Below are 18,627 nucleotides of genomic sequence, written 5' to 3'. Positions count from 1 at the left end.
ACAAGCGGGGAGAGACAGCAATGAAGGAACAAAAGGTAGCGCTGGTCACGGGCGGCATGGGTGGCCTGGGCACGGCCTTGTGCCGGCGCCTGCATGCGGCGGGCTTTGCCGTCGTGGCGGCGCACACACCGGGCAATGCGCGCGTGAAAAACTGGCTCGACGAGCAGCAGGCACAGCAGTATTATTTTCATCCGCTGGCCATCGACGTGGGCGATTTCGACGCCTGCAGCCAAGCCGTGGCACGCGTGCTGGCGCAATTCGGCCGCATCGACGTGCTGGTCAACAACGCCGGCATCACGCGCGACCAGAGCATGCGCAAGATGGAATTGCCGCACTGGGCCGAGGTCATGCGCACCAATCTCGACAGCTTGTTCAACATGAGCAAGCAGGTGCTCGAACCGATGCTGGACAACCGCTGGGGCCGCATCATCAACATCTCGTCCGTGAATGGCCAGAAGGGCGCGTTTGGCCAGTGCAATTACGCGGCCGCCAAGGCGGGCGTGCATGGCTTCAGCAAGGCGCTGGCGCTGGAAGTGGCGCGCCACGGCATCACCGTCAACACCGTCTCGCCCGGCTACCTGCGCACGCAGATGGTGACAGCCGTGCCGGCCGATATCCTGGAAACGAAGATCCTGCCGCAGATTCCCCTGGGCCGCCTGGGCGAGCCGGATGAGGTGGCTGCCCTGGTGGCCTACCTGGCGTCCGACGAAGCGGCATTCGTCACGGGCGCGAATATCGCCATCAATGGCGGGCAGCACATGAGTTAAGCAAGCGTAGAGCTTGCAGTAGGGCAATGGCAGTAGAGGAGACCCGTCCACCCAGCCGGCACACCGAGGCTGGCGGGTAGACGAACAGCAGCATGGCAGCGCTGGATGGAAGGCAGGGGGCAGCGATGCCTTGTCCCCCTTGCCTTGCCGCAGCACCAGGTCAGCGCTGGTTTTTTTCCAGCCGCGTCTGGCAATCGATGCACAGGCGCGCTTCGGGGCGCGCATTCAGGCGCGACAGGCCGATGGCTTCGCCGCAGTTGTCGCACAGGCCATAGCTGCCATCGGCAAACTTGGCCAGCGCGTGCTTGATGATGGCCAGCTGCGCCAGGTTGTGCTCGGCCGCTTCGCTGACGAGAGCGTTCAAGGTGCGCACGCTGGCGTTGTCGGCAGGCGAGGCTTCGATTTCATTGAGCAGCGAGGCGCGCGCATCCGCTTCGGCCGCTTCGTTCCCGATCTGTTCCAGCAACGCCAGCTTGCGTTGCTCCAGCACGCCCTGCAGGCGTTGCAACTGGTCTTGCGGCAATCCATTCATGGCTGTCCCCGATAGGAGTCTCTCCTATATGGTAGTCCAGGATTGGCCGCTCTGCTTGCGCTACTGCCCGCGCCGCGTTTGATGCGGCGCAGGCAGGCATGGGCTGTTCTATGCTGGTTCTTTCAGGCAGTTGACCATCCAGGCCACGCCGAACTGGTCTTTCAGCATGCCGAAGCGCTTGGCCCAGAACGTTTCCTCCAGCGGCATCTGGATGTTGCCGTCACGCGCCAGTGCGGTGAAGACCCGTTCCGCTTCCTCCGGCGTATCGAGGGTTAGGCAGACCGAGCAGCCACTCATGCCCTTGGCGCCATCCTCGGTGCAGCCGCCGTCCGAGCCCATCAGCATGGTGGGTCCCAGCTGTACGGAGCCGTGCATGATCTTGTCGTACCAGTCTTCCTTGACCTGGTCCTGGCCTGGCGTGCCGCGAAACGGCATCAGGCACAGGTCTGTGCCGTGCAGGTGCTGGCGGTAGTATTCCAGCGCTTGCGCGCAGTTTCCATCGAATTGCAAATACGGTTCGATACGCATGTTGATCTCCTCTGGCCATCGCTCCGCAGGCACGATTGCCATGCGTTGACGTCCCAGTATAGGCGCTCGCTGGCCAATTTCAATCAGTCCGGCGCCATCTCTTGCAGCCGCTCACGCACCTTGCCCAAGGTATTGAGGATGCGCTCGGGATTGCCGGCCAGGACGGCGCTGCCCAGGTGCAACAAGCTCGTTGCCAGGCTGATCCAGTACCGCACGTCGTCGTTGCGGGCGATGCGCAGGCGCACCGTGTCGAGCAGGCCGCTGAGCTGGCGCTGCGCCGTTTCCAGGCCGGCCACCGTGTGCCCGGCGGCATCGGCATACAGCTGGTTGGCTTGCTGGCGCAAGGCCACTTCCAGGGCGAAGACGGCTTGCGCCTGGCTGTGGCTGATGCCGTTTGCTCCCTGGCTGGCGCGCTTGCGGATGGCGCGCATGACGGCGCCGTGCAGGGTGACGGCCGCCTGCGACAGGCTGTCAGCCAGTTGCTCGACGCGCATGGGGCTGCTGAGAGCCGCTTCGCGGCGTTCGCTGCTGCTGCTGCTGCTCCTGCCTACTGATCCGTCCATCTTGCCTCCGTGGTGGTGAGGGTGGCAGCGAGGTGGGCGTGTTCGCGCGCCAGTGCCGCCAGTTGCCGGCGCGCCAATGTATGGCGCAGGCCAAGCAGGCGGTATTCCTCGGTTTTGCTTTGTTGCATGTTTTTCGCCAGCACGGCCAGCAGGCGCTGCTGCGGCGTGTCGGCATACGCGATTTCCACGTCGAGCAAGCCGAGCACCATGTCGCGCTCGTTATCGCCGCTCTTGTCGTACAGCACCAGCAAGCTGTCGAGCGCGGCCAGCAGGGCTTGCAGCGGCGCATCGCCGTCGTGCAGCACCTGGGCCAGGTGCGCCTGCTGGCTGGCCGCACCGCCCAGGCGCGAGAGTTGCTGCAGCAACAGGGTGTAGGCGCTGACATGGCGGTCGTCGATGCCGCTGCCCGGCCAGGCGCGGATGGCAGCGCCGGCGCCGGCCAGTTCAGGCTGCACGTCATACGCCTCGGTATCCGCCAGCCGGCCCAGCGCCTGCAGGTACAGGCGCACGGCCTGCGCCAGACGCGCGACATCCGCTTGCGCGGCGTGGCGCTGCGCATCGAGCAGGCGTTCGCGCGCATCTTCGGCGGGCAACAGATAGGGACGGGCGCGTTGGTAGCTGTCCACGTGGCGCTGCGACAGCTCGCTGAATGCGTTCACAGCATCGGTGCCGGCGGCCAGGGCGCGTACTTGCGCCAGCTCGGTGCGCGCGGTGGCGCAGCCGCACAGCACCATCGTCAGGCACAGGTTCAGGCAAAGGGCGCGGCGATGGCGGGTGGGCAGGGCGGACACGTCACCTCTCGACAGGAAATGCTGTATGGAAAGGTATTGTGGTGCCGGCCTGCGCCGCCCGCCTTGTGCGGGCGCAAGCGCGCTGCGATCAGGCGCCGATTGTGCCCGCTGTGCCCGTCAATTGCTCGCGCCAGCCCAGTCCGGCCACGGTGTCGCTGGCGGGACGGTATTCGCAGCCGACCCAGCCTGCGTAGCCGACCTGGTCCAGCAGTCTGAATATGTGGCGGATCAGCGGCAGCAGGGCGCGGATGGTGTTGCTCAGTTCGCCCTCCATGCGTTGCATGTGATAAATGTCGTACTGCAGGAAGATATTGCTGCGCTGGCAGTCGGCGATGATGTCGGCCGCCTGCCGGCTATGGTTCAGAAAGTAAGCGGGCATGTCGTAGCGGTTGATCGGCTCGATCAGCACATTGATACCATGCGGACGGCAGGCGTCGGCCGCACATTGCAGGTTGCCGATTAGGCTTTGCCGCGCCCGCTCCAGGCTCATGCCGGGCGGCACGATGCCGGCCATGCAGTGCAGCTGTTTCGCCCGAGCGCCAGCGCGTAGTTGAGCGCCAGTTGCACGTTGCTGCGGAATTCTTCGCTCCGGCGCGGATCGCAGGCGATGCCCCGCTTGCCGTGTTCCCAGTCGCCGGGCGGGAAGTTGAACACGGCCAGTTGCAGATGGTGGCGTTCCAGCCGCATGGCGATTTGTCGCGCCTCGACGGCATAGGGAAACAGGAATTCGACAGCATCGAAGCCCGCTTCCCTGGCGGCGGCAAAGCGGTCCAGGAAAGGCAGTTCGGTAAACATCAGGCTGAGGTTGGCAGCGAAGTTCGGCATGACAGCACGCAGCTGAGGACGATGGACGCTATCCTGGCCCAAATCGGCAAATGGTGGCGTGCATAAAAAAACCGTTCCAGAAGCAAGTTCTGGAACGGTTTTTGTCGTCTTTTTGATAAAGACAAACGCCGCCTGAAAGCGTAGCGAGCGGGAGTGATATTGCGTCGAGTAGCGCAGCCGTACAGGAGTACGGCGAGCAACGCAAACGCAATAGCGCCCCGCGCAGTAGCTTTAAGGCCGCGTTTTAACGGCCGCGGCCACCGGAACGATGGTTTGCTGCCGAACGCGGCGCATTGCCCGAACGGTTGCCGCCGCCACCGCCGCCCGCTGGGCCGGCGCTGCGTGGCTTGGCGCCGCTACCGCCGGTTTTCACGCGCACCACGGCGCCAGCTGGCGCGCGGCTGTTGTTGCGGTGGCCGCCGGTGCCGCTGCGCAATTGCACAGGCTGGGCGCGGGCGTTCAGGTCTGGCTCGAAGCCTTCGATGACTTCGCGCGGCAGGGTTTGCTTGATCAGCTTTTCGATGTCTTTCAACATTTCATGCTCATCCACGCAGACCAGCGATACGGCTTCGCCCTTGGCGCCGGCACGGCCCGTGCGGCCGATACGGTGCACATAGTCTTCCGGAATGTTCGGCAAGTCGTAGTTGACGACGTGCGGCAACTGGTCGATATCGATACCGCGCGCGGCGATGTCGGTGGCGACCAGCACTTGCAGGGTGCCATCCTTGAACTCGGACAGCGCGCGCGTGCGTGCCGACTGGCTCTTGTTGCCGTGGATGGCCAGGGCGCCGATGCCGTCCGCGCCCAGCTGCTCGACCAGTTTATTGGCGCCATGCTTGGTGCGTGTAAACACCAGTACTTGCGTCCAGTTGTTCGACTTGATCAGGTAGGACAGCATCGGGTGTTTCTTGTCGCGGTCGACCGGATGGATTTTTTGCTGGATCACTTCCACGGTCGAATTGCGGCGCGCCACTTCGATCATGGCCGGCTTGTTCAGCAAGCCGTCGGCCAGGGCCTTGATCTCTTCCGAGAACGTGGCCGAGAACAGCAGGTTCTGGCGTTTCGGTGGCAACACGGCCAGCACTTTCTTGATGTCGCGGATGAAACCCATGTCGAGCATGCGGTCGGCTTCGTCCAGGATCAGGATTTCCACTTTCGACAGGTCAACCGTGCCCTGGCCCATGTGGTCCAGCAAACGGCCCGGTGTGGCGACAAGCACGTCGACGCCATGTTTCAGCTGTTTGATTTGCGGGTTGATGCCGACGCCGCCGAAGATCACGGTGGAGTTCAGCTTGGTGTACTTGCCATAAGTGCGCACGCTTTCCTCGACCTGCGCGGCGAGTTCGCGCGTCGGTGCCAGGATCAGGGCGCGGATCGGGCGCGTGGAAGTGTTGCTGGTGATGGCCGCGCCATTCGCGTCGGTCGACAGGCGGTGCAGCAAGGGCAGGGTGAAACCGGCCGTCTTGCCGGTACCGGTTTGTGCGCCGGCCAGCAAGTCGCCGCCAGCCAGCACGGCGGGAATCGCCTGCGTCTGGATCGGGGTCGGCACGGTGTAGCCGTGTTCGGTAACGGCACGTACGATAGCGTCGGACAATCCGAGGGAGGAAAAGGACATGGTAACTTTATTGTGAGATCGGCCTGTCGCCATCGGGGGGCGCCAGTCGCAGGCAATCAGATTAGGGGTCGAAAGACAGCGGCAAGGGGACTGGTCATATGTGCCGCACACGCGAAGTATAACAGCATGGCAAAAAAGCGCTGAGTTTGTTTCGAGTATGCAATGCTGCAAGTAAAGGAAATGCATGGCAAGGGCGCGCTCCTTATCGTCGTTATTCACTATTATTCCCTGTAGCACTCCATGCGCGGGACTCACCGTGGTGCCGGGGTGTTCATTCCCGGAGGAATATCATGCGTATCGCCGATCTTCGCATCGCCACCCGCCTGTATGGCGGTTTCGGCACCATTGTCCTGTTGCTGGCCGCCCTGGTCAGTGTCGCCACGCTGAATGTTTCGCGGCTGGCCGACGCCAATGCCATCAATACCCACACTTACCAGGTGCTCGCTGAAAACAGCGCGATCCTGGAAAGCCTGATCAACCTGGAAACGGGCCAGCGCGGCTACGTGATCACGGGCGCGGAGGCGTCGCTGGAACCGTACAAGGCGGGGCAGGCCGCGTTTGGCACGCACCTGGCCAAGGCGCGCGACATGACCAGCGATAACCCGGCCCAGCAAGAGCGCCTGGCGAAGCTCGATGCTGCCAAGCAAGCCTGGCTGGCCGGCGCGCTCGATCCCGTGATCGCCATGCGGCGCGCCGTGGCGCAGGGCACGGCGGCCATCGAGCCCGTGCTGGCGCTGGAGAAGGAGGGCAGGGGCAAGCAGGGCATGGATGCCATGCGGGCACTGCTGGGCGAAATCGGCCAGGCGGAAACGGTGCTGCTGGCCCGCCGCTCGGAAGCGGCGGCGGCCTTGCAGGCGCGCACGCACTGGACTTTACTGGGCGGCGGCGCGGCGGCGCTGATCCTGGCCGCCCTGATCGCCTGGTGGCTCGCCCACAACATTTCCGGCCCGCTGCGCGCGGCGATCGACGTGGCCAGGCAGGTGGCGCAGGGCGACTTGACGGTGCAGGTGGACGTGCGTTCGAAGGATGAGACGGGCGAGCTGATGCAGGCATTGAAAGACATGACGGCCAGCCTGCTGCGCATCGTCACCGAAGTGCGCGGCGGCACGCAAGCCATCGCCACGGCCTCGCGCCAGATTGCCTCGGGCAATATCGACCTGTCGGCGCGCACGGAACAGCAGGCCAGTTCGCTGGAAGAGACGGCGTCGTCGATGGAGGAACTGACCAGCACGGTACAGCGCAATGCACAGAATGCCAGCGAGGCCAACGGCCTGGCGGCGTCGGCCTCTGCCGTGGCCGGCAAGGGGGGCAGCGTGGTGGCGCAAGTGGTGGACACCATGGGTTCGATCAATGACTCGTCGCGCAAGATCGTCGACATCATCGGCGTGATCGACGGCATCGCCTTCCAGACGAATATCCTGGCACTGAACGCAGCCGTGGAGGCGGCCCGGGCGGGCGAGCAGGGCCGCGGCTTTGCCGTCGTCGCCACCGAGGTGCGCAACCTGGCACAACGCTCGGCCGGCGCCGCCAGGGAAATCAAGGGCTTGATCAATGATTCGGTGGCCCAGGTGGAGAGTGGCGCGCGCCTGGTCGACGAGGCGGGCCACACCATGCGCGAGATCGTCGATAGCGTGCACAAGGTCAGCAGCATAGTCGGGGAGATCTCGTCCGCCAGCGACGAGCAACGGGCCGGCATCGAGCAAGTCAACCAGGCGATCAGCGAAATGGACCAGGTGACCCAGCAAAACGCTGCGCTGGTGGAAGAGGCTGCCGCAGCGGCGGAAGCCATGCAGGAGCAGGCTGCCCGGCTGGCTGACGCGGTGAGCGTGTTCAGGACCGCGCAGGTGGATGCCGCGCCGCCGCTCGCGTTCCGGCCCGCCGCGCGCCGTCCGGTGCCGCTCAAGGTGGCGCACGCTCCTGCCCGTTTGAGTGGCAAGCCGGTGGTGCGCCATGCGCCGCAAGTTCCGGCCGGCAAACAGCGCTCGGGGGAGGATGAGTGGGAAGAGTTTTAAGACGGACGTTTTAGCGCATGCGACAGATGTCGCAAATAGCGCTTGCGTGCGTGTGACTGTTGTCGCATAATTGTGTCAACAGTCACTAAAAGGAATCTCCATGAGCACGCCCTCTGTCACCGAACTGTCGTTATTGAAAGCCTTGTGGAAAGACCACCCGCTGTCCGCGCGTGAATTGCACGCCAGGGTGGAAGACGAGCTGGGATGGTCGTTTTCGTCCACGCGCAAGACGATCGAGCGCATGCTGGACAAGGGCATGCTGCTGCAGCGCAGCGTGCATGGCGTGCTCGTGTATGAGGCGAACGTGGACAAGGTGGCCACCCTGGCCGCGTTTGCCCACGACTTTGGCCGGCGCGTGATGGAAATCGACAGTCCCTTGCCGGTCAGTATGTTTACGGGCAGCAAACTGGTGGACCAGCAGGAACTGGCGGCGCTGGAACAGTTGCTGCAGGACTGGCCGCTCGAGGGAAAGGAATAAGCAATGCTGCTGTTTTCTCTCACGCTGTTGCAGGCTAGCGCCGCCTGTCTCGTGACCGGCCCACTGCTGTGGGCAATGCTGAGCCTGGCGCAGCGGCGCTGGCCCGCGCTGGCGGCGCAGCGCAGCGTGTGGCTCGGCGCCCAGCTGGTGCTGGCCGCCGTGTTTGTGCTCCCGCTGCTGCCTGACACGCGCCAGCTGAGCGTGGTGCCCGAGGTGAGCGTGCCCGTCTTCCTGGCCAATGCAGCGCCCGACGTGCCGAAGGCCATGGCTGCGCCAGCTGCCTGGCTGCCATCCGCTGCTTCGTGGCTGGCCCTGGTGCCCTCCGCCTGGGGCCTGATCTATTTGCTGGGCGTCGCTTGCGCGGCCTGGCGCTGGCAGCGTGGCCACGCCATGTTGCGCACCTTGCTGCAGCTGGCGCGGCGCCGCCGGCTGCATGGCATGGATGTGCTGGAAGTGGATGCGCCGATCTCGCCGATGCTGGTGGGCGTGTGGCGGCCGCGTTTGCTGTTGCCGGCGCACCTGGCGCAATTTACGCCGGAACAGCGGCAGTTGGTGATCGCCCATGAGCTGACCCATGCACGCCGGCGCGACCCCTTGCTCCTGCTGCTGGCCAGCATGCTGCAGGCGCTGCTGTGGTTCAATCCGGCCGCGCGCTGGCTGGCCGGCCAGCTGGCTTGGGCGCAAGAGCTTGGTTGCGACCGCCAGGTCCTGGCCGGCCGCGCTCCGCGCCAGCGCCAGCAATATGCGGCGGCCCTGGTCAAGCAACTGGGGCTGCAGGTGCAGCCGCTACCGGGGTTGGCCTTTGGCGGTGGCCGCATGGCCGAGCGCCTGCTGCGCATGCGTGACGGGCAGCGACGCCCACCTCGGGCCTTGCGGGCGCTGATGGCGCTGCTGCTGTGTGCGATCGGCGCGGCCAGTCTGGCGCTGCAACCGGCACTGGCGTGGGCCGTGGCAGCCACGCCCGCAGCTACGCTCGCCGCGCCGGCGACGGCGCCAGCTGTCTGGCGCAATCCCCTGGACAGCATGCGTGTGACCGGCTTCTTTGGCGTGGTGCGCCAGATGACGCCACAAGGCCATAGCGGTATCGATCTGGGCGCCAGGCGCGGCACGCCCGTGCGTGCGGCAGCCGACGGCATCGCCAGCGTCAGTGTAGATGCGCGCCTTGGCAAGGCCGTCCGCATCGACCATGGCGCTGGCATCGAGTCGCTGTATGCTCATCTCGATCGGGTCACGCTCACTACCGGCATGGCCGTCACGGCAGGGCAGACCATCGGCACGGTGGGCGCCACAGGTCTGGCGACGGGGCCGCATTTGCATTTCCAGGTCACCCGGGACGGGCGCTTGCAGGATCCGCAACAGTGGCTGGCCGATCTCGATGCCAACGCCACCGCGCGCTCCCTGCGCCTGCGCAAGGAGCAGTTCGGCCGCTAGTTTTACCTGGCCGCAGGTCGGATGAGCGCACGAGCGAACAAGCCGACACCACCACAGACCTTTCAGGATTTCCCATGCGATTGAGTATTCTATTGTGCAGCCTTGCGCTGCCGTTGACGGCGCACGTCCGTGCCGAAGACGTCCTCCCTTCCGTGACGGTCAATGCCGGCAAAGTGGATCAGCGCCGCAACGACACCGTCGCCGCCATCGTCGTCGGTCACGAGGAATTGATACGCCAGGGCGACCGCGTCCTGGCCGATGCCTTGAAGCGCCTGCCCGGCATCAGCATCGGCGCGCCAGCCGGCACGGGGCAGGGCGGGCAAATCCAGCTGCGCGGGCTGGGCCAGGGTTATACCCTAGTCATGCTCGACGGCGTGCCCGTGCCACCTGGTTTTTCGCTCGACTCTCTGGACCCGGAACTGGTCGAGCGCGTGGAAATCATGCGCGCCGCCACGGCGCAATTTTCCGCCCAGGCGATCGCCGGTTCCATCAACATCGTGCTGAAAAAATCGGGCAAGCGGCGCGAGCGCACCTTCAAGCTTGGGGCGTCCGCCAGCCATGGCATGCCCGCCGGCAGCGCCACCGTGCAGTGGGCGGACAAGGACGGGCGCCTGTCTTACGCGCTGGCCGGCACGCTCGCTCACACGGGGCGCCGGGGCTTGCTCGATGAATGGAACCGTGCATACGATGCGGATGGCAGACCCACGGTGGTGCGCCATATGCCGCTGACGGAGCGCGTGACGAGCGATACCTTCGAGCTGGCGCCCCGCCTGCAATGGGCGCTGGCGGGCGAGGACAGCCTGGCCTGGCAAAGCCTGGTCAACTTGCGCCGCCTGGCCAGCCGCCGCCAGGTGGTGGAAACGTCTTACCTGGGAGGCCATACCGACTATCCGGACAATGACGCCACCTTCAGGCAGGACAGCGGCACCGTGCGCAGCGATCTGCACTGGCTGCGCAAGCTCGGACAGGGGGCCAGCCTCGATATGAAACTGGGCCTCGATGTCAACCACCGCGGCAGCGATTATCTGTTCCAGGGTGTCGGCGCCGCGCCTGGGCCGGCAAATGTGCGCCGGGTCGATGCGGGCGTGGACGAGGTGGGCGTGCAGACCAGCGGCACCTATCGCCGGACGCTGGGCGAGGGCCACGCACTGGCGGCGGGCTGGGATGCGGGTCACCGGAGGCGCGCGGAGTTTCGCCGCGAGCGCCAGTTGTCGCCGGGCGGGCCGCCTGTGCTGCCGGACGAAGACTATGCGACCATGGTGCGGCGCCTGGCCCTGTTCGCGCAGGATGAGTGGGAAATCTCCGCGCGCTGGTCGCTGTATCTGGGGCTGCGCTGGGAAACCTGGCGCACGGCCAGCGCCACCGGCGGCGCTGGCCCCGTCGACGTGCGCGCGCAAGTGTGGAGCCCCGTGCTGCAAAGCCTGTGGAAGCTCGCCGGCAAGGATCAAGTGCGCCTGGCCGTCACGCGCACCTACAAGGCACCGCAGATTTTCCAGCTGATCCCGCGCCCCTACCTCAACGACAACGGCAATAGCCCTGCGAATCCCGACAACCAGGGCAACCCGGCGCTGCGCCCGGAACTGGCGTGGGGGCTCGACGCGGCCTATGAGTACTACCTGGGAGGTGGGGCAGAGGGCGCCATGCTGGGCGCCAGCACCTCGCTGCGGCGCATCGACGACGTGATGCTGGACCGTCTGTACCAGGACAACGGGCGCTGGGTGGCCACGCCCGTCAACCATGGCAGGGCGCAGGTGCGCGGCATCGAACTGGAAGCGAAGCTGCCGTTGACGGCGCTGTTGGCGGGCGCCCCCGCGCTGGACCTGCGGGCGAACGTGGCGCGCAACTGGTCGACGGTGGATGCCGTCGCCGGTCCGGACAATCGCCTCGATGAGCAGTTGCCGTGGAGCGCCAACCTGGGCGCGGATTACCGCCTGGTCAGCAAGCCGTTGACCCTGGGCGGCAATCTGCATTACCAGGGCGGTGGACTGTCGCGCGCATCGAAGCAGCTGCTGGCCTGGCAGGGCGCCCGGCGCGAACTGGATCTGTACGCGTTGTGGAAGTTCAGCGACCAGCTGCGCCTGCGCCTGTCGGGCGCCAATCTGCTGCGGCAGCTTGAGCGCACGCGCAGCCTGTATGCGGATGGCGCCGGCAGCCTGCTGCGCACGGTCGATACGGGCAGCTACTGCACGCTGCGCGTCATGCTCGAAGGCTCTCTGTAGGTTCCATTTAGTCGTCGATCTCCTCGATGGTGTAGCGCACGCCCTGGGCATCGAGGCAGGCGCGCAGCGACTCCAGTCCGTGCCAGGGATCCGGGCGCAGGTACTGGCAGATATACAGACCGGCGTCCGTCAGCCGGATATCTGTCTCGGGCATGGTGGCGCCGGGCGCGCGCGGCGCCTGCGGCCGTGCCGCCAGTAGCTGCGCGAGGTGCTGGCGCTGCTCCTGCGTCAGGCTGGCCGCAATCCTGAATTCAAATCCCATGTTTTCTCCTGGTGTTGTATCGCGCCGATGCGCGTAATTTGAATCATAGAAAAAATCGTATATAGCTTGGCATTCTTTCCGTTTTTGTTTTCAAAGTATCCCATTCATACTGCATGGTACTGGCCCGGCACACACACAGCGTGAGGCAAGGGAATGGGCAGAAACGCCGTACAAGGAAAGCGTTTTTTTCATGTGCAATTATTTTCGCTAAGGAAAACATCATGCCTGTCGCTACCGCCCAAGCCGCACAAAAACTGCTGGCCCCGAACGATCATACCCTGATCATGATCGAGCACCAGTCGCAGATGGCGTTCGCCACCCGCTCCATCGACCGGCCTTGCTGCGCAACAACGCGGCCCTGGCGGCGCACGGCGGCGGCTATGGCCTGGGCTTGAGCTACGCCACATCCATGTTCAACGCCAGCGTAGGCCATTGATTGTTCATCGATGTATCGTCCAGCACCTGATTCCGGAGAACCGGCATGAGCGCAAGCACGATCTTGCTCCATGGCCGTATCCACACGGTCGACAGGACGCAACCGCTGGCGTCCGCCGTCGCCATCGCCGATGGCGAATTCATCGCTGTGGGCGACGCTGGCGGCCGGCATGGGAGACGCGCTGGAAAAGGTCGTGCGCCACCTGGTCGAGCAGCGCTGGCCCTTACGCCTGCACGCCAAGGCCACGCCGCCCGTGCAGCGCATGCTGGACGCGGGCGTGCCCTTGGGCGGCCTGGCCTTGACGGAGGCGGCGGGGCGTTTGTCGCGCGACACGGCGCTGGAGCTGTGGACGGCGGGCAGCGCCTGGTTTTCCAGCGAGCAAGGCAAGAAGGGGCGCATCCGCGAGGGCATGCCGGCCGACCTGAGTGTATTAGCGGGCGATTATTCCACGCTGCCGGAAGAAGCGATCAAGTCCATCGTATCCGTGCTGACCATGATGGGCGGCAAGGTCGTCTCCGGCCAGGGGCCATTTTCGTCTCTGGCGCCGCCTTTGATTACCGTCCTGCGGCCAGGCCGGCGCAAGCCTTGCTGCCGCACCAGTGCGCGGGCGCCTGCGGCGTGCATGCGCATGCCCACGACCGGGCGCGCAAGTCGGCCGTGCCGGTTGCCGATTTTTCCGGCTTCTGGGGCACGCTGGGCTGCAGCTGCTTCGCTTTCTAGCCGGTGACCGGACGCTATTTGGAAATGCGCAGGATGGCCGAGGCGAGCCGCGTAAAGCAGGGGCTCAGGTCGCTCTCGGTGGCCGCGTAACAGTACAGGCCCATGGGCTCGGCCGGCTTGCGGCAACGCGTTGGCGCATCGCTCGTGTTGGCCATGCAGCGCAGCAAGTCTTCGCCGATTTCATTGTCCGGCCCTGCCTTGCTCTTCAGCGCGGCTCCCATGCCCAGGGTAAAGATGTAGGTTTTTTCCAGGCGCGCCTTGCTGGCCATCGCTTCTGCCAGGTTGCGCGATGCGCGGTGCATATTGGTCCACTGGAGTTTTCTGGTGGACATATCTTTGCTCACCGCACGCGGCGTAGTGGTCACGATGGGGAATTCGCCCAGCGTCTCATCGTCGGCCTGGGCGCGAACATTGTGCGCGTTATACCAGGCCGGTAATTTACTGATCAGGTTTCTAGAGCAATGGGTCTCGGGTGCGAGCTTGGTGCTGGTTGAATCGATACTGTACAGTCCATCTGTCGCAAAACCGCTCGATGGTAAGGCGTCGTACACGGCCAGCGCTCCAGGGTTCGTGCAGTTGCCACTCATGCTGGAAAAAAAGTAAGACGAAAAGGCGGACGGAGATCCATCGGAAAAGAACACGATGACGCGCAGGCTGGAGCGATTGCTCTGGCTGATGCCCTTGAGTTGATCGAGGGCATTCCACATGCCTTCCGAGTAATTCGTGCCGCCTTCAAACTTGTAGGCATTGATGGCATTGGTAGCCAGCGTGCGATTGAAACCGCGATCGCTTGTCTTGATCGGCAGATCGACTTGCGCACCGCTGGCGAAATGCAGGAGGCCAACCCGATCCACGGTGGAATTGAATTTGTTCAGGAAGGACTTGCCCGCCGCCCGCACGGCGTCCGCATTGTCTTTCAGCGATCCCGACGTATCCATCACCAGCACCATGTCCAGGTCCTTGCGGATGGTTTGCGCGCTGGCCGCCACGTTCAGGGTCTTGAAACCGAGTATGCCCATCAGCGAGACGGGCAAGGAGGCGGTGGCCGAGACGTCGATGGTGACGGTGCCCCTGTCGAAAACCACGCCAACGGGATTGAGTACGGGAGTCGAGAGCAGGAATTTGTCCGGATAATTAATGTCAAAAAACTCCTTTGCCGACTTGCGCGCACTGGCCCGCTGTTCCGCTTCCGAGTTGCCTGCAGTAACGCCGCGCGCCGCCGCCAGGCTGGCCGAGTCGACGGCCGCATTGAGTTTGGCCTTGACGAAGTAGCCGAGGGCCGAATCGATGGCCAGGCCCGCCGAGGCGATCAGGACGACGGCCGACAGCGCCACCATGATCAGAACTTGGCCGCTTTGCCGCTGGTGTGGAATGCGCATCAGAATATCGTCATCGAAGTAAGGTCGGGGCCCAGTATGGGCGTCGTGCTGTTGCCAATTTTCAATGTGCCGAAGAGCATGTCGAAATTGTAGAAAGTTTCCACGGCATAGATCAGTTCGCCGTCGGCCAACTGGCCGGACATCAGGGTCAGCACGGGCGCCTTGTCGTCCTTGGCGATACCGGTGCACGTGCCATTGCTCCAGCTGCTGCAGCGCCACACCTGGCTGGCGGGCAGGTAGCCGCTGGCCTTCGCGCCAGCGTCCCAGCGGTACTGTTCCAGCACGATGTTGCGCACGCCCGCCGTGGGCGAGGACGCATAGCCCATGATCTTGGTGATATAGATCATGCCGCGCCCGTTCATGTCCAGCGGCGGCGTGCTGGCAGCCAGCGCATTCATGATGGTCTGGCCCGATCCGCTCAGGTCGGACGTGGCGCGCGAGGCCAGGTTGGCGCCTTCGCGGCTGATGTTGAGCAGGATGATCTTGGCCTGGATGGCGCGCGACAGGTCGACTACCATGAATAGCAGCAGCGCCAGCAGCGGCAGCACGATGGCAAATTCCACGGCGGCGATGCCGCGCGCGGCACGGCTTGCCGGAGGGAGGGAGCGGGGACGCGTCATAGTCCGCCAAAGCTTTCATTACGCATGGTGGCGGCCACTACGTTGGACGATTTGCCGTCCTTGTAGAAGGCGGCCATCATCGGCGTGGCGAATTTCCAGTTGTAGGCGACGGAGATGACGACGATATCGCCGCTGTTGCCGAACATGCCGGTGCTGGTGCCGCTGGTGCCGTTCACCGTGATGACGGGATTGACCTTGTCGTAGATGCCCATCGAACTGGCTTTCATCTTTTGAATGACAGCCTGGTAGCGCTGCTGGTTGCTGCTGGCGGGATCGAGATCGCTGTTGCCCGTCACGGCATAGCGCGCCCCTTCGCGTACCGCATGCTGCATGGTGAGATTGGCGAAATATGCCATGCTCAGTTCGATGATGCCTATCATCAGTAACAAGAAAACCGGTGCGATGATGGCGAATTCGACAAGGGTGGAGCCACATTGCCTGAATCTGTCTTGCGGGGGCCGAAGGGGTGTGGCCTGGTTGAGCATTATGTCTGGTATCCGTATCGAGGCTCGCGCCGGCATTGGTGTGATGGCGGGCCTGTTGCCCATTTGGCGGCCTTCATTGTATCTCGCTTCGAGTGCGCAAGGTTGGCATCAAAGTGTATATAAATCAAGTTTATTGTAATTAATGTAGTCAATCGAGTGCTCTGCACCCCCTGATTAACGTTCCAGAGAGTAATATGCTGAGGCTTAAGAAATTGAAAAATAATTAACCATTGTCTTGGCGGCCCAGCCGATGGTGTTTTTGAAAAGTGAATAAATCAGCATGCTGCAACAGCAACAACTGCAAGAGGAACCAAAGGCCGATACGGCATTGCCAATGGTCGATCATGCAGACTTGATCATGATCTCTGGCATGCGCCTGCTGCTGTCGGTGACAGCGTTGTTAACGCTGATCATCAACCCCGGCAAGCTGGGTGTGCCGAATCAGCTGGCTTGGCTGATCCTGTGTTCGTATGTCCTGCATAGCGCAGTGCTGTTTGTTTTTCTTTATTTCAAGCATCCGGTGCTGCATGGCAAGCTGATATACTGGCTGGACGTGCTGTGGTGCGGCATGATCGTGTTCGCAACCGGTGGCGCCGAAAGCTATTTTTTCCCCTTCTTTTTCTTCGTCATCCTGGCGTCGTCGTTTCAGCGCGGACTCGATGAAGGCGCGCGCATCACGCTCGCCTCCTGTGTCCTGCTGGTGCTGGCATCGGTGGCATCGACCCCTGAGCTGATCATTTCGCACCTGTTGCTGCGCACGACCTTTGTCATGGCGCTCGGCTACATGATTGCGTACTGGGGCGGCCTGGGGCTGTTGCAGAAGCGCCGCCTGGCGTTGTTGCGCGAGGTCAGCCAGCAATCGAATCCCCGCTTTGGCGTCGACCACACGGTGGCGTCGGTCTTGCAGAAAGCGCGTGCCTTTTTTGACGCCAGCAGCTGCATCCTGGTCATGCGCGAGGGCGATGCGGCGCAGTGGCAGTTGCGTACGGCGCTCGAAGAGAGAGGCGGATACGCGGGGCGTGTCAGCCAGCTGAGCGAAGCCGCGGTGGCGCCGCTGATGGTGTTCGGTGCCAGCCAGAGCGTGCTGTACGCGCCGTCGTTGCGCGCGCGCCTGGGGCTGGCGAGCGTGCTCGTGGGAGTCGAACGCGGCAGTGCGAAGTGGCAGCGGCTCGATGCACATGGGCCGCAGGGCACGGCGCTGGCCGAACTGCTCGATGCGCGCTCCTTCATCAGCGTGCCCCTTCCCTTGCATAAGGGACTGGGCCGCATCTACGTGATCTCCGCGAAGAACCGGCTGACCCGGGCCGACGCCAGGTTCCTGCTGCATATCGTTGCGCAAGTGTTCCCCCTGATTGAAAACATCGCCATTCTCGACAAGCTGGCCTCTGGCGCGGCGTACCGCGAGCGGCAAAAGATTGCGCGCGACTTGCACGATTCGACCATCCAGCCGTATATCGGCCTGCGCCATGGCTTGAGCGCCTTGCGCGCCAAGGTGGCCGCCGACAGCCCCTTGCTGGCCGATCTCGACCAGTTGATCGACATGAGTGGGCAGGTGATTGGCGACCTGCGCCGGATGGCGCAGACGGTGCGCGGCGGCGCGGAGCGGGAACAGGTGACCTTGCTGGTGGCGCTGCGGCGCCAGGCGGAACAGCTGAAGAAGTTTTTTGGCATCACGATCGAGATCGTCTCGGACAGCGCGTTTGATCTCAGTGACCGGCTGGCAGCCGAAGTGTTCCAGATTGTCAATGAAGGCATGAGCAATATCCGCAAGCACACCACCGCCCGCGAAGGCCGCGTGACACTCGCCTGCGATGCACATGCCTTGTCGATCTCGATAGAGAATGCCGGCGAAACGTCTTCCCGCGTCGAGTTCCTGCCTGCCTCCATTGCTGAACGCGCCATGGCGCTGGGCGGCCGGGTGCAGGTCAACCAGGGCGCTGATGGCGCCACCGCCGTGCATATTGAAATTCCCGTCTGACGGCAAGAGCGTCACGGCTGACCCGTTAAAGGCCATCGTATGTCAAATCTACATCCCATCCGCGTCATGCTGGTTGATGATCATAAAACCATGTTGTGGGGACTGGAAAAATTGCTGGAAGAGGCGCAACCTGCGATGCAGGTGGTCGCCAGCGCCAGTACGATAGGCCGCGCGCTGGAGCTTGCCGAGAGCTTGTGCCCCGATATTGTCGTGCTGGACGTCGACCTCGCCGGCGTGTGTTCCGTCGATTTCGTCCCCGCGCTGTTGGCCAATGGCGTCACGCGGGCGGTGATGTTCAGCGGTATGCGCGACCAAGAGGTGCTGGGCCGCGCCGTGCGCAGCGGTGCGCGCGGCGTGATTGGCAAGGAGGCGGCGGCGGACCAGGTGATCGATACCATTGCCAGGGTACATCGGGGCGAATTGTGCCTGGACCAGGCCTTGCTGGGCAGTCTGCTGGGCGCGCTGCTCAAGCCGGCGCCTATGCCGGCGCCGCCCGATCCCGAAATGGCGCGCATTGCCTTGCTGACCGTCAAGGAACGCAAGATTGTCGCCATGATGGTCGACGGCAATGGGGCACTCAACAAGACCATCGCGCAGCGCGCTTTCATTTCCGAGCAAACCTTGCGTAACCACTTGACGTCGATTTACAGCAAGCTGGACGTTGCCAACCGCCTGGAACTGTATGTGTACGCGGTGAAGAACGGGCTTGCGGCGCCCCAGGAATACTGATGCCAGTACAAATGTACTGATGCCATATAGGAAAAAAGGCTCTTTTGTACCGGCAACAAAATGACTTTTGTCTGATTGGTATCAATGTGCCTTCCCATACAATACCGTCATCAGCAATCGGTGATTGTCGCTGAGTTAGCCAGACTGAAAATGCGAACGGTGACAGGAGCTGGAAATGTGCTTGAACGATGGTGGGACGGGTGAGCTTGCGTATTTCTTGCACGATCAAAGTGGTAACTCATTTTTCGAACATGCTT

Annotated in this window: 17 protein-coding genes and 2 pseudogenes; 9 read left to right on the top strand and 10 right to left on the bottom strand. The window is 63.6% G+C overall.

The genetic code is table 11. The annotated features are described in order from the left end of the window. Window positions 1–20: 20 nt before the first annotated feature. Window positions 21–767 (top strand): acetoacetyl-CoA reductase, encoded by a 747-nt coding sequence (gene phbB, locus ACQ4WP_RS19765; RefSeq protein WP_436523577.1) that lies wholly within the window; start codon window positions 21–23, stop codon window positions 765–767. 160 nt (window positions 768–927) lie between these two features. On the opposite strand, the gene ACQ4WP_RS19760 is transcribed toward phbB, so the two are convergent. The 6 genes and pseudogenes from ACQ4WP_RS19760 to ACQ4WP_RS19735 form a co-directional block, all read right to left on the bottom strand. Then, complete coding sequence (locus ACQ4WP_RS19760; RefSeq protein ID WP_436523575.1) at window positions 928–1,299, bottom strand: TraR/DksA family transcriptional regulator; 372 nt, start codon at window positions 1,297–1,299, stop codon at window positions 928–930. Window positions 1,300–1,407: 108 nt separating this feature from the next. Next, a complete protein-coding gene (locus ACQ4WP_RS19755) occupies window positions 1,408–1,827 on the bottom strand; it encodes a VOC family protein (RefSeq protein WP_436523573.1) in 420 nt (139 codons plus the stop codon). Between the two features lie 83 nt (window positions 1,828–1,910). After that, entirely contained in the window at window positions 1,911–2,390 is a 480-nt protein-coding gene (locus ACQ4WP_RS19750) for a hypothetical protein (protein WP_436523571.1), read from the bottom strand. Beyond that, window positions 2,375–3,181 (bottom strand): hypothetical protein, encoded by an 807-nt coding sequence (locus ACQ4WP_RS19745; protein ID WP_436523569.1) that lies wholly within the window; start codon window positions 3,179–3,181, stop codon window positions 2,375–2,377. The genes ACQ4WP_RS19750 and ACQ4WP_RS19745 overlap by 16 nt, the downstream gene beginning before the upstream one ends. Before the next feature lie 88 nt (window positions 3,182–3,269). Then, window positions 3,270–4,006: pseudogene (locus tag ACQ4WP_RS19740) on the bottom strand (hydroxypyruvate isomerase family protein). 244 nt (window positions 4,007–4,250) lie between these two features. Then, window positions 4,251–5,621: a DEAD/DEAH box helicase gene (locus ACQ4WP_RS19735; RefSeq protein WP_426072434.1), complete on the bottom strand. Its 1,371-nt coding sequence runs from the start codon at window positions 5,619–5,621 to the stop codon at window positions 4,251–4,253. A gap of 290 nt (window positions 5,622–5,911) precedes the next feature. Here ACQ4WP_RS19735 and ACQ4WP_RS19730 point away from each other — a divergent pair, with 290 nt between their 5' ends. From ACQ4WP_RS19730 to ACQ4WP_RS19715, 4 genes are all read left to right on the top strand, one after another. Continuing rightward, window positions 5,912–7,633 carry a methyl-accepting chemotaxis protein gene (locus tag ACQ4WP_RS19730; RefSeq protein WP_436523567.1) on the top strand — a complete coding sequence of 574 codons (1,722 nt, stop codon included), beginning with the start codon at window positions 5,912–5,914 and terminating at the stop codon, window positions 7,631–7,633. Window positions 7,634–7,733: 100 nt separating this feature from the next. Then, a complete protein-coding gene (locus ACQ4WP_RS19725) occupies window positions 7,734–8,111 on the top strand; it encodes a BlaI/MecI/CopY family transcriptional regulator (protein WP_436523565.1) in 378 nt (125 codons plus the stop codon). Between the two features lie 3 nt (window positions 8,112–8,114). Continuing rightward, window positions 8,115–9,542: a M56 family metallopeptidase gene (locus ACQ4WP_RS19720; RefSeq protein ID WP_436523563.1), complete on the top strand. Its 1,428-nt coding sequence runs from the start codon at window positions 8,115–8,117 to the stop codon at window positions 9,540–9,542. A 74-nt stretch (window positions 9,543–9,616) separates the two neighbouring features. Then, complete coding sequence (locus ACQ4WP_RS19715) at window positions 9,617–11,761, top strand: TonB-dependent receptor plug domain-containing protein (protein ID WP_436523562.1); 2,145 nt, start codon at window positions 9,617–9,619, stop codon at window positions 11,759–11,761. A 7-nt stretch (window positions 11,762–11,768) separates the two neighbouring features. Here ACQ4WP_RS19715 and ACQ4WP_RS19710 read toward each other — a convergent pair whose 3' ends face one another. After that, entirely contained in the window at window positions 11,769–12,023 is a 255-nt protein-coding gene (locus ACQ4WP_RS19710) for a hypothetical protein (RefSeq protein WP_436523561.1), read from the bottom strand. Between the two features lie 221 nt (window positions 12,024–12,244). Between ACQ4WP_RS19710 and ACQ4WP_RS19705 the strand changes: the two are divergent. Continuing rightward, window positions 12,245–12,390, top strand: a pseudogene (locus tag ACQ4WP_RS19705) (hydrolase); the annotation flags it as partial. Between the two features lie 139 nt (window positions 12,391–12,529). Then, the gene (locus tag ACQ4WP_RS19700) at window positions 12,530–13,186 is read left to right on the top strand and encodes an amidohydrolase family protein (protein WP_436523559.1); all 657 of its coding nucleotides are present in this window, start codon (window positions 12,530–12,532) and stop codon (window positions 13,184–13,186) included. A 7-nt stretch (window positions 13,187–13,193) separates the two neighbouring features. Here ACQ4WP_RS19700 and ACQ4WP_RS19695 read toward each other — a convergent pair whose 3' ends face one another. From ACQ4WP_RS19695 to ACQ4WP_RS19685, 3 genes are read right to left on the bottom strand one after another with little or no spacing between them, the layout of a single operon-like run. Then, window positions 13,194–14,558: a vWA domain-containing protein gene (locus tag ACQ4WP_RS19695; RefSeq protein ID WP_436523557.1), complete on the bottom strand. Its 1,365-nt coding sequence runs from the start codon at window positions 14,556–14,558 to the stop codon at window positions 13,194–13,196. Then, window positions 14,558–15,178: a TadE/TadG family type IV pilus assembly protein gene (locus ACQ4WP_RS19690; RefSeq protein ID WP_436523555.1), complete on the bottom strand. Its 621-nt coding sequence runs from the start codon at window positions 15,176–15,178 to the stop codon at window positions 14,558–14,560. Before ACQ4WP_RS19690 ends, ACQ4WP_RS19695 begins: the two co-directional genes overlap by 1 nt. Next, entirely contained in the window at window positions 15,175–15,663 is a 489-nt protein-coding gene (locus tag ACQ4WP_RS19685) for a TadE family protein (RefSeq protein ID WP_436523553.1), read from the bottom strand. The genes ACQ4WP_RS19690 and ACQ4WP_RS19685 overlap by 4 nt, the downstream gene beginning before the upstream one ends. Window positions 15,664–15,943: 280 nt before the next feature. On the opposite strand from ACQ4WP_RS19685, the gene ACQ4WP_RS19680 reads away from it, so the two are divergent. Further along, on the top strand, window positions 15,944–17,641 hold the full coding sequence (locus tag ACQ4WP_RS19680) for a sensor histidine kinase (protein ID WP_436523551.1): 1,698 nt from the start codon (window positions 15,944–15,946) through the stop codon (window positions 17,639–17,641). Between the two features lie 39 nt (window positions 17,642–17,680). After that, window positions 17,681–18,370, top strand: a complete 690-nt coding sequence (locus tag ACQ4WP_RS19675; protein WP_436523549.1) for a response regulator — start codon at window positions 17,681–17,683, stop codon at window positions 18,368–18,370. The last annotated feature ends 257 nt before the right edge of the window (window positions 18,371–18,627 follow it).

The sequence above is a fragment of the Janthinobacterium lyxosi genome (assembly GCF_051380665.1).
Taxonomy (GTDB): domain Bacteria; phylum Pseudomonadota; class Gammaproteobacteria; order Burkholderiales; family Burkholderiaceae_D; genus Janthinobacterium.
The sequence above is the reverse complement of the archived record's forward strand: the minus strand, read 5'-3'. Positions and strand labels throughout refer to the sequence as shown.

Excerpts from the sequence above, each read along its gene's own strand:
- phbB (WP_436523577.1), top strand. The coding sequence starts at position 21 with ATGAAGGAACAAAAGGTAGCGCTGGTCACGGGCGGCATGGGTGGCCTG.
- ACQ4WP_RS19760 (WP_436523575.1), bottom strand. The coding sequence starts at position 1,299 with ATGAATGGATTGCCGCAAGACCAGTTGCAACGCCTGCAGGGCGTGCTG.
- ACQ4WP_RS19755 (WP_436523573.1), bottom strand. The coding sequence starts at position 1,827 with ATGCGTATCGAACCGTATTTGCAATTCGATGGAAACTGCGCGCAAGCG.
- ACQ4WP_RS19750 (WP_436523571.1), bottom strand. The coding sequence starts at position 2,390 with ATGGACGGATCAGTAGGCAGGAGCAGCAGCAGCAGCAGCGAACGCCGC.
- ACQ4WP_RS19735 (WP_426072434.1), bottom strand. The coding sequence starts at position 5,621 with ATGTCCTTTTCCTCCCTCGGATTGTCCGACGCTATCGTACGTGCCGTT.
- ACQ4WP_RS19730 (WP_436523567.1), top strand. The coding sequence starts at position 5,912 with ATGCGTATCGCCGATCTTCGCATCGCCACCCGCCTGTATGGCGGTTTC.
- ACQ4WP_RS19725 (WP_436523565.1), top strand. The coding sequence starts at position 7,734 with ATGAGCACGCCCTCTGTCACCGAACTGTCGTTATTGAAAGCCTTGTGG.
- ACQ4WP_RS19720 (WP_436523563.1), top strand. The coding sequence starts at position 8,115 with ATGCTGCTGTTTTCTCTCACGCTGTTGCAGGCTAGCGCCGCCTGTCTC.
- ACQ4WP_RS19715 (WP_436523562.1), top strand. The coding sequence starts at position 9,617 with ATGCGATTGAGTATTCTATTGTGCAGCCTTGCGCTGCCGTTGACGGCG.
- ACQ4WP_RS19710 (WP_436523561.1), bottom strand. The coding sequence starts at position 12,023 with ATGGGATTTGAATTCAGGATTGCGGCCAGCCTGACGCAGGAGCAGCGC.
- ACQ4WP_RS19700 (WP_436523559.1), top strand. The coding sequence starts at position 12,530 with ATGGCCGTATCCACACGGTCGACAGGACGCAACCGCTGGCGTCCGCCG.
- ACQ4WP_RS19695 (WP_436523557.1), bottom strand. The coding sequence starts at position 14,558 with ATGCGCATTCCACACCAGCGGCAAAGCGGCCAAGTTCTGATCATGGTG.
- ACQ4WP_RS19690 (WP_436523555.1), bottom strand. The coding sequence starts at position 15,178 with ATGACGCGTCCCCGCTCCCTCCCTCCGGCAAGCCGTGCCGCGCGCGGC.
- ACQ4WP_RS19685 (WP_436523553.1), bottom strand. The coding sequence starts at position 15,663 with ATGCTCAACCAGGCCACACCCCTTCGGCCCCCGCAAGACAGATTCAGG.
- ACQ4WP_RS19680 (WP_436523551.1), top strand. The coding sequence starts at position 15,944 with ATGCTGCAACAGCAACAACTGCAAGAGGAACCAAAGGCCGATACGGCA.
- ACQ4WP_RS19675 (WP_436523549.1), top strand. The coding sequence starts at position 17,681 with ATGTCAAATCTACATCCCATCCGCGTCATGCTGGTTGATGATCATAAA.